Annotated in this window: 3 protein-coding genes; 1 reads left to right on the forward strand and 2 read right to left on the reverse strand. The window is 72.6% G+C overall.

From position 1 onward, the window contains the following. Nucleotides 1-802 (forward strand): sensor histidine kinase (locus tag AC1D15_RS19295; RefSeq protein ID WP_477827249.1); only part of this gene is annotated, 802 nt, incomplete at its 5' end. Here AC1D15_RS19295 and AC1D15_RS19300 read toward each other — a convergent pair. Together AC1D15_RS19300 and AC1D15_RS19305 are read right to left on the reverse strand one after the other, a co-directional pair. Then, nucleotides 799-1386 carry an ANTAR domain-containing response regulator gene (locus AC1D15_RS19300; RefSeq protein WP_477827250.1) on the reverse strand — a complete coding sequence of 196 codons (588 nt, stop codon included), beginning with the start codon at nucleotides 1384-1386 and terminating at the stop codon, nucleotides 799-801. The genes AC1D15_RS19295 and AC1D15_RS19300 overlap by 4 nt on opposite strands. Then, nucleotides 1383-4471, reverse strand: a 3089-nt coding sequence (locus tag AC1D15_RS19305) for a PAS domain-containing sensor histidine kinase (RefSeq protein WP_477827251.1), incomplete at its 5' end; no start/stop codon positions are given. The genes AC1D15_RS19305 and AC1D15_RS19300, both read right to left, overlap by 4 nt.

Here is a 4471-nt window from a genome sequence, read left to right on the forward strand (position 1 = left end):
GGGCTGGGAGCTGCAGGTGCTGCGGCTGTCGCCGGCGCGGTCGCCGGCGGTTTCGCCGGCCCTGCCGCGCGCCGGCACCGAGCTGCTGCTGATCTTCCATCGCCATGCGACCGCGGCCGCCGCGGCGCTGCCGCCGGCCGACGAGCAGGAATCGTTCAGCTACACCGTGTCGCACGACCTGCGCGCACCGATCCGCGTGGTCGAGGGCTTCACGAAGATCGTCAAGGAAGACTACGGCCGCCTGCTCGACCGCATCGGCAACGACCACCTCGACCGCGTGCTCGGTGCCGCCGCGCGCATGAGCAGCATGATCGACTCGCTGCTCGCGCTGTCGCAGCTGTCGGCACGGCCGCTGGCGCGCCAGCCGATCAACCTGTCGCAGCTGGTGGGCTACATCGTCGACGACCTGCGGCGCGAATCGCCGCAGCGCCAGGTGCAGGTCGACATCGAGCCGGGCCTGCATGCGCAGGGCGATGCCACGCTGCTGCGGGTGGCGCTGGAGAACCTGCTCGGCAACGCGTGGAAGTACACCGCGAAGTGCCGCGACGCGCACATCTGGTTCGAATCGGGCGTGCACGAGGGCCGGCCGGCCTTCACGGTGCGCGACAACGGCGCCGGCTTCGACATGCGATTCGCCGACCGGCTGTTCGGCGTGTTCCAGCGGCTGCACAGCGCGAACGACTTCCAGGGCACCGGCGTCGGGCTGGCCTCGGTGCGGCGCATCGTGCGCCGGCACGGCGGCGACATCTGGGCCGAGGGCGAAGTGGACCGCGGCGCGCGCTTCCAGTTTTGGCTCGGCTAGCCGGCGGAGAGCAACTCCACCGCTTCGAGCAGGCGCTCGGCCTGCTGCACCAGCGACTTGCCCTCGGTTGCCGCCAGCCGCTGCAGCCGCTCGAGCGCCTGCGCGCGCGGCAGCGAATAGCGGTGCATCAGCACGCCGATCGCCATCGCCACCGGCTGGCCCAGCGCGTCGTGCGCGAGCGTGCCGGGCAGCGGCGCGGGTTCACCGCCGCGCGGCCCGATCTGCGCGAACGCGGCTTCCACCGCGGGCACGATCTGGCGGATGTCGAGCGGCTTGACCAGGTAGGCCACCGCGCCGAGCGCATTCACCTGCGCGACGGTGTCGTCGTCGGCGAACGCCGACAGGAACATGAACGGCATCTGGCAGTAGTCGCGCAGGTAGGCGGCCACGTCGAAGCCGCTCTTGCCTTCCATGCGGATGTCCAGCAGCGCGAGATCCGGGCGGTGCTCGCGGGCCAGCAGGATCGCGTCGTCGCCGTTGTCGGCATCGATGATCTCGTAGCCGGCCTGCGCGAGCCCGTGCGAGAGCGTCGCGAGCACGAGGCGGTCGTCATCGACAACGAGAATCTTGCCTTTGTTCGTCACGGTGGGTGCTGCTGGCGGGACGGTGAAGGCGCGATTGTGGCCGAAAGCGCCACCCCCGGCGGTTTCAGGTCGACCACCGCCACCACCCGCGTGCCCTGCGCCTCGATCGACAGCTTCGCGCTGCGCCGCGGCAGCAGCGCCCGCACCAGCCCGAGCCCCGACACGCCGCCGGGGAACTGCGCCAGGCTGAAGCCCTCGCTCAGCCGGCCCTCGTTGCCGATCACGATCTGCACGCCGTCGTCGCCGCACACCAGCGTGCAGCTCACCGGCGCATCGCCCACGCTGTGCTTGATCGCGTTCGTCAGCAGCTCGTTCACCGTCAGCGCGATCGGGATCGACTCGGCCTCCGGCAGCGTCCACTGCTGCGGCTGCGGCCCCTGCGCGTCGAACACGATCGAGCGCCCGAAGGTGCGCTGCACCGAGCCGGTGATCGCCTCCAGCACGCTGTGCAGGCGCAGCGGTCCGCTGATGCCGACCTGCAGCCCGTAGACCTGCGCGATCGCCTGCACCTGGCCCACCACCTCGGCCATCACGCCGGCCACCTCGGGCTTGCGCGTCGCGATCTGCTGCAGCAGCCCGGCCACGCCCTGCAGGTTGTTCTTGATGCGGTGGTGCACTTCCTTCACCAGCATCTCGCGCTGCGCGATGGCCGCCTCGAAGCGCGCCTCCTGCGCGGCGCGCTGCTCGGTGACCTCGGTCGCCACCATCAGCAGCTGGTCGGCCGGCTGGCCGTCGGCCGCGAGCGGCAGGTAGCGCGCGTCCCACACCTGGAACTGGCCGTCGAGCTCGGTGCGGTACTCGCGCTGCGTCACGCGGCCGGCGGCCAGCGCGTCTTCCATGTCGCGGCGGCGCTCGGCGGCGACCTCGGGCGGGAAGATCTGCTCCGGCGTGCGCCCGATCAGCTGCGCGGGCGGCGTCGCCGCATTGCGGGCCGCGACCTCGTTGACCTGCAGGATGCGCAGCGTGTGCGCATCGCGCAGCGTGATCGCGAGCGGCGCCGCCTCGATGATGCGCTGCAGCGACGACTGCGCCTCGGCGGTGCGCGCCTCGGCCTGGCGGCGCCGCTCGATGTCGAGCAGCGCATAGGTCAGCTGCCGCCCGGTGACGACCGCGTTGCCGACCACCCAGTACTCGCGGCCGTCGCGCGCCTTGACGCGGCATTCGAAGGTCTCGGCCTGCCCCTCGACCAGGTCGTCGAGGTAGTCGGTGCGCAGGAACGGATGGTCGGGTTCCGGCGTCGCGACGGTGGCCATCGGGTGGCCGAGRAAATCCTCCAGGTCGCCGCCGAACATGCGGCGCGCCGAGCGGTTCATCCACTCGATGCCGTCGGCGCCGACCGTGACGATGCCCACCAGCACCGAATCGAGGATCGCGCGCGTGCGCTCGGCCTGCAGCGCGACCTCGCTGGCCAGCGCCTCCAGCTCGGCCTGCTGCGCCTTCAGCCGCGTGATGTCGGTCAGCACCGCGATCAGTTCCTGGCCGTCGACCCCTTCGCCGGCGCGCCGCACCGACAGCGAGCACCAGTGCCGCGGGCGCCCGCGCGTGTCGACCGCGATCTCGGTCTCGTGCACCCGGCCTGCCGCCAGCGACGCATCGATGTCGGCCACCAGCCGGCCCACCTCGGGCTGCGCGGCCAGCAGCTCCTGCAGGCTGCAGCCGGCCACGTCGCCGGCGCGGAAGCCGAGCAGCGCCTCGAAGCGCCGGTTGCAGCGCACCAGCAGGTTGCCGCGCAGGTAGGCGATGCCGACGGTGGTGCTCTCGAGGATGGTGGTGAGCTCGCGCAGCAGCATCTCACTGCGCTGCTGGGTCTGGTGCTGGTCGGTGATGTCGAGCGTGACGACCGAGGTGGTGCGCTTGCCCGAGGCGAGCGTGGCCGGCTCGACGCGCGTCAGCAGCCAGCGCAACCCGTGCTCCGGGTGGCGGATGGCATAGCGCACCTCGGCGCGCTGGGCCAGGCGCAGCGCCTGCTGCAGCTTGTCGTACTCGGGCAGCGATTCGGGCAGCACCACGTCGCGGCGGATCGACTGCAGCGCGGGCGCACCGGCGTGCGACTCGGCAGCGCTGCCGAACACCGCGCCGTGCTGCACCCAGCCGGACGCCTCCTGGAAGGTCGCGAGGCCGACGCCAGCCGTGTCCATCAGCGCGCCGATCTGCATCTGCGCGAGGTCGCGCTCCTCCTCGACGCTGCGGTCCTCGACGATGGCCATGTAGCGGCGCTGGCCGCTGCCGCTCTGGTAGCAGCGCACGATGGAGCGCAGGCGGCGCGGCGCGGCGTCGGGCTGCCCGTGGTGGGCCGGCTGGTCCACCCAGGCCTGCGTCTCGACCGGGCTGGAGCCGGGGCGCAGCAGCGGCAGCGGCTTGCCATCGTGCCAGGCCATCAGCTGCTGGATGCCGGGCGAGGCCTCGGACATCAGCACCGGCACGTCGCCCGCGAGCGCCTCGAAGGCCGGGTTGCTGCGCACCAACAGGCCCTGCTCGTCGAACAGCACCATGCCGACCGGGCTCAGCTCGAACCAGTCGTCGAGCTCGCGCACCGAGCGGTCGGCGCGTTCGCGCGCGATGTGCTCGGCGGTGCTGTCCTGCAGGATGCTGACGGTGCGCGCGCGGCCCTGCGCATCGCTGCCGACGCGCCACGCGGCGCGGAACCAGCGCTCGCGGCCGTCGGCGTGGATCATCCGGCGCTGCACCAGCCGGGTCGTGCCGGCGGCGCTCATCTGCTGGCGGTAGGCGCGGTTCAGCGCGCGGTCCTCGGGGGGCTGCAGGTCGAGCGGGTCGGTGCCCACCAGCTGCTCGCGCGTGAAGCCGGTGAACTCGAGGAACGCGTCGTTGGCGTCGATCAGCTTGAAGTGCTCGTCCTGCAGCGTGACGGGGAACGGGGCGTCCCAGAACATCGTGCCCATGTCGGGCATCGCGGGGGCCGGGGTGAGCTCGGGCGCGGGCGCCGTGGCGGTGCTCACCGCGGCCAGGCGCAGCGCGTGGCGCTCGCCGTCGAGCGGCGCCAAGGCCACGCCGAAGCGGCGGCCGTCGTTCAGCGTGACCGCCTCAGGCAGCGTCGCCGCCGGGCCGGCCGCGAGCGCCTGCGCGA

This window comes from Rhizobacter sp. P2_H2, assembly GCF_056403375.1.